At 77.3% G+C, this 4,772-nt stretch carries 2 protein-coding genes and 2 pseudogenes; 2 read left to right on the top strand and 2 right to left on the bottom strand.

The features are described 5' to 3' along the window. A partial coding sequence (locus EAO77_RS37345; RefSeq protein WP_410088767.1) for an ATP-binding protein occupies positions 1–2,012 on the bottom strand: 2,012 nt, incomplete at its 3' end. Between EAO77_RS37345 and EAO77_RS37340 the strand changes: the two are divergent. Continuing rightward, a pseudogene (locus tag EAO77_RS37340) lies at positions 1,927–2,862 on the top strand (AfsR/SARP family transcriptional regulator); the annotation flags it as partial. The gene EAO77_RS37345 and the pseudogene EAO77_RS37340 overlap by 86 nt on opposite strands. On the opposite strand, the gene EAO77_RS37335 reads toward EAO77_RS37340, so the two are convergent. Beyond that, on the bottom strand, positions 2,852–4,093 hold the full coding sequence (locus tag EAO77_RS37335; protein ID WP_410088766.1) for a calcium:proton antiporter: 1,242 nt from the start codon (positions 4,091–4,093) through the stop codon (positions 2,852–2,854). The pseudogene EAO77_RS37340 and the gene EAO77_RS37335 overlap by 11 nt on opposite strands. A 300-nt stretch (positions 4,094–4,393) precedes the next feature. Here EAO77_RS37335 and EAO77_RS39295 point away from each other — a divergent pair. Further along, a pseudogene (locus tag EAO77_RS39295) lies at positions 4,394–4,772 on the top strand (hypothetical protein); the annotation flags it as partial.

The raw sequence follows: 4,772 nt of genomic DNA, 5'->3' as shown, positions 1-4,772 counted from the left end.
ACGTCACCGCCGTCGCCGGACGTCACCTGCGCCACTACCTCGCACTCGCCGAGCACGCCGAGCCCCTGCTGCGCGGTCCCGACCAGCGCTTCCTCCTCGCCCGACTGGACGCAGAGGCCGCCAATCTGCGCGCCGCGCTCGACGAGGCCGTACGCCGCGCGGCCGGCGGAGGCGGCCGGGTCGGGGCCCGAGGCGGAGGCGGTGAGGACGGCGGACAGGGCCCGGTGCGCCTCGGTGAGGCGGCCGCGCAGCAGCCACCACCAGGACAGCGCGGTGGCGAGCCGGACGGCCTGGCCGGAGTCCCCGCCGGCCGCGCGGCGTACGGCCTCGTCGAGCGCGGCGCGCAGATTGGCGGCCTCTGCGTCCAGTCGGGCGAGGAGGAAGCGCTGGTCGGGACCGCGCAGCAGGGGCTCGGCGTGCTCGGCGAGTGCGAGGTAGTGGCGCAGGTGACGTCCGGCGACGGCGGTGACGTCGGCCATCTCGTGGAGCCGCTCGGTCGCGTACGCGGCGACGGACTCCAGCAGCCGGTAGCGGCGCCCGGTGGGGCCGTCCACCACGACCACCAGTGAACGGTCGACGAGGCGGGTCACCAGGTCGAGCACCTCGTCGCGGGTGACGCCGTCACCGGCACAGGTCGCCTCGGCGGCCTCCAGGTCGCAGCCGTCGCTGTGCACGGCGAGGCGGCGCAGCACGATGCGCTCGGGTGCGCTGAGCAGTTCCCAGCTCCAGTCGATGACCGCGCGCAGCGTCTGCTGGCGAGCGGGCGCGCCCCGGCCACCGGTCGTGAGCACCCGGAAGCGGTCGCCGAGGCGGTCCGCCAGCCCGCGCACGCCCAGGGCGCGCACCCGGGTGGCGGCGAGTTCGAGGGCGAGCGGGATGCCGTCCAGCCGGCGGCAGATCTCGGCGACGGCCTCCCGGTCGGCGTCCCCGCCGCCGGTCACGGCGCGGCCGAAACCGGGGTCGCGGGCGGCGGCGCGCTCGGTGAACAGCCGCACGGCGGCGTCGGGTCCGAGCGGCTCCACCACGTGGACCGCCTCTCCCGCCAGGTCCAGGGGCTCCTGGCTGGTGGCCATCACGCGCAGGCCGGGCGCGGTCCGCAGGATGAGCGCGGCCAGTTCGGCGGCGGCGTCGACGACGTGTTCGCAGTTGTCCAGGACGAGCAGGACCCGGCGGTCGCGCAGGGCGGCGGCGAGCCGGTGCGCCGGTGAGGGGGCGCCCGTGCAGCCCGCCGCACTGCCCGGGAGGGCGGCGGGCGCGCCGTCCCTGATCCCGAGGGTCGCGGCGACGACCTGCGCCAGGTCTCCCGCGCCGCCCGCCCGCACACCGGCGAACTCCACGAGCCAGACGCCGTCGGGCAGTTCGCCCACGCCTCCGGCGGCCACCCGCGCCGCTGCCGCCGCGACCGCCAGCCGCGTCTTGCCGACGCCGCCGGCCCCGGTGAGCGTCACCAGCCGGGCGGTGTCGAGCAACCGTGACACCTCGGCGAGTGCCTCGTCCCGCCCGACGAGCCCGGTGAGCGGGACGGGGAGGTTGGACGCGACGGCGCCCGCGGGCGGGCCCGGGTGGCCGCCGCGCCCTGCGGGGGCGCCGGCCGAAGGGGCGACGGACGCCCCCGGCACCCACGCACCCCCGGAACCGGGCTCCTCGGGCGCCGCCCACGGCCCGGTCCCGGGCGGGACGGCCCACTGCGGCTCCCCCGCTCCGGACGTCCCCGGAAGCACACCCGCACCCGGCACGCCGCCCCCCGGTCCCGGAGCACGGGGCGCGCCCGGAGCGCTCGGCGCCCTCGACCGGCTGCTCGAAGCGGAAGGGGCCGGCGGTGCGGATCTGCTGTTCGACGACGCCGTGTCGACCGCGCGGCCCCTGCTGCCGCGGGTGCGCGACGGCGGAGCGGTGGTGCTGACCTCACCCGTTCCGTCGGCCGCGGCGGCGGGCGACCGCTGGGGCACCGCGGCCGCCCTCGGTCTGCGGGCGACCCTCGCACTGGTCCGCGGCGACCTCTCCGGCGTCAGCCGCGACGGCGGCCGCGGCGCCGCCCTCTTCCGTGAACTGGGCGACCGCTGGGGCGAACTGCAGACCGTCACCCCGCTCGCCGCGCTCGCCGAGATCCGGGGCGACTACGAGGACGCCGCGCGCCGCCAGCGCGAGGGCCTCGACATGGCCAGGGAACTCGGCCTGCTGGCCGAGGTGTCGGCCAGGCTCTCCGGACTCGGCCGCCTCGCCCTGCTCTCCCGGGACTGGGAACGCGGCCGGGAACTGCACGAACAGGCCCGCCGTATCGCGGCCGAACAGGGCTACAAGTACGGCGAGATCCACTCCGAGATGGGCCTGGCGCTCGGCGCCCGCCGCTCCGGTGACCTCGACGCCGCCGAGACGCACCTCGGACGGATCCGTGACGGCTACGCCGACGTCTCGTCCGAGGCCGGCGACCATCTGCTCCTCGCCGAGCTCGGCTTCCTCGCCGAACTGCGCGGCGACGCCGGTACCGCCGCCTCCCACCATCTGCGGGGTCTGGCCGTGGCGCGCTCCCTCGGCGAGCCGCGGGCGATGGCCCTCTCGCTGGAGGGCCTCGCCGGGGCGGCCGCTCTCGGTGGCGACGGTCCGGGCGCGGAGTGCGCGGCCGTGCTGCTCGGCGCTGCGGACGCGGCGCGGCGGGGCGTCGGCGCCCCGCTGCCGCCCGCCGAGCGCGGGGACGTCGACCGCGCCGCCGCGGCGGCCCGCGCGGCCCTGGGCGGCCCCGGGTTCACGGCGGCGTACGGGGTCGGGGCGCGCCTGACCGCCGAGGAGGCCGTGCGCCGTGCCTGTCCCGTCCTGGGCCGCTTCGCGCCGGGCGCCGTCGGCGCCCGCGGTGTCAGGGGCTGAGGGACAGGAAGATGAACGCGGAGAAAAGGGCGAGGTGCACCCCGCCCTGGAGCAGCGTCGCGCGCCCCGGGACGACCGTCAGCGCGCTCACCACGGCGGTCAGGGCGAGCAGCACCAGATGCACCGGCTGGAGGCCGAGTTCCAGGTCCCCGGAGAGCCACAGGGAGGCGAACGCGATGGTGGGGACGGTCAGTCCGATGCTCGCGATCGCCGAACCGTAGGCGAGATTGAGGCTGGTCTGCATCCGGTCGCGACGCGCCGACCGGACGGCGGAGAGCGTCTCGGGCAGCAGCACCATGAGGGCGATGACCACACCCACCACGCCGTAGGGCAGGCCGGCGTTGTCCACACCCCGTTCGATGGTCGGGGAGATCACCTTGGCGTTGCCGACCACGGCGACGAGCGAGAGCAGCAGCAGCCCCAGACTCGTCAGGGCCGCACGGTTCGACGGCGGCGGAGCGTGCTCCCCGTCCTCGTCGACGTCCGCGTCCTCGTCGACGTCCCCCGGGACGTCGCCGTCCGCGGCGCGGTCCCCGTCACGGTCCTTCCCGCCGCCGCCCGCGGCGCCGTGCGCGGAGGACTTCGCCGCCCCGTGCGACACGGCGGCCCCGCGGACCTCGCTCCGTTCGACGGGCAGGAAGTAGTCGCGGTGGCGCACGGTCTGCACGGTGACGAAGAGGATGTACAGCCCCAGCGAGGCGACGGCGGCGAACGCCAGCTGACCGGCGGTGAATTCGGGGCCCTCCGCGCCCGTGGTGAACGTCGGCAGGACGAGGGTCATGGAGGCGAGGGTGATGACCGTGGCGAGCGCGCCGCCCGACCCCTCCGCGTTGAAGATCACGGTGCGATTGCGCACGGCGCCGACCAGCAGGCAGAGGCCGACGATCCCGTTGCAGGTGATCATCACCGCGGCGAACACGGTGTCGCGTGCGTACGTCGACGCCTTCTCCCCGCCGCCCGTCATCAGCATGACGATCAGTCCGACCTCGATGACCGTCACCGCGACGGCCAGCACCAGCGAGCCGAGCGGCTCACCGACACGGTGCGCGACGACCTCGGCGTGGTGGACGGCCGCGAGCACGGCACTGAACAGGCACAGCGCCACCACGGTCACCCCGAGGGCCGGCAGGTCGCGCCCCCAGCCGAAGGCGAGTGCGAGCAACGCCAGCACCGGCATCCAGGTTGTCCACTGCCGTACCACTGGTGTGCTGTTGTCCGCGCTCATGGTCATCAGACTGCCAGAAGCCGGTGACGTTCCGTGCTCCGGGGCGCACGGCCCGCCGATCCGTCCGCGCCCCGCGGTGTGCGCCGCGGGGCGCCCCCGGAGGGCTCTCCCGCGTACCCGGCCGACGCCCCCGCGTCAACGCGCCCGGGTCGGCCGGGCGTTGCCACCCCTGCCCGTCCGGCGGCCCTCCGTGTGCCGCGTCCGCGCGTCTCGCGTCGCGTCGCCCTTCCGTGAGGTGATCACTCGTCATGGTGAGACCCGCGCGTCCGCCTGCGCCCGGCCGGGCCGGTCCGGCACCGTGGCGGCATGCCCCTGCGCCGCCTCGCCGTTCCCGCCGTGCTCGTCCTGCTGCTCGCCGCCTCCGGCTGTGTCAGCGTCCCCACGGCCGGCCGGGAGCGCCCGGCCCCCTCTCCGGTACCCGGGCGGGCCGCCCCCGCGGGCGCCGGGGTCACCGGCCCGCTGCCGGCCGCTCAGTCCGCCGGCCGCGACGCACTCGCCGCCACCGGCCCCGAGACGCCCGCGGCCGAACAGGACGGGGAACCGCCCGCCGAGCGGGCCGGCCAGGGCGTCCGGCCCGCCGCGCGGGCCGCCGCGGCGGCGCGGTCGACGTCCCCGCGCTCGGCGGGCGGCAGCGGGGCGCCGACGCCCCGCCGCGCCGCGTCCGCAGCGCCGAGCAGCACAGCAC

It is taken from the genome of Streptomyces sp. T39 (assembly GCF_008042045.1).
GTDB lineage: Bacteria > Actinomycetota > Actinomycetes > Streptomycetales > Streptomycetaceae > Streptomyces.
Note: the sequence above shows the minus strand (reverse complement) of the source record. Positions and strands in the feature narration are given on the sequence as shown.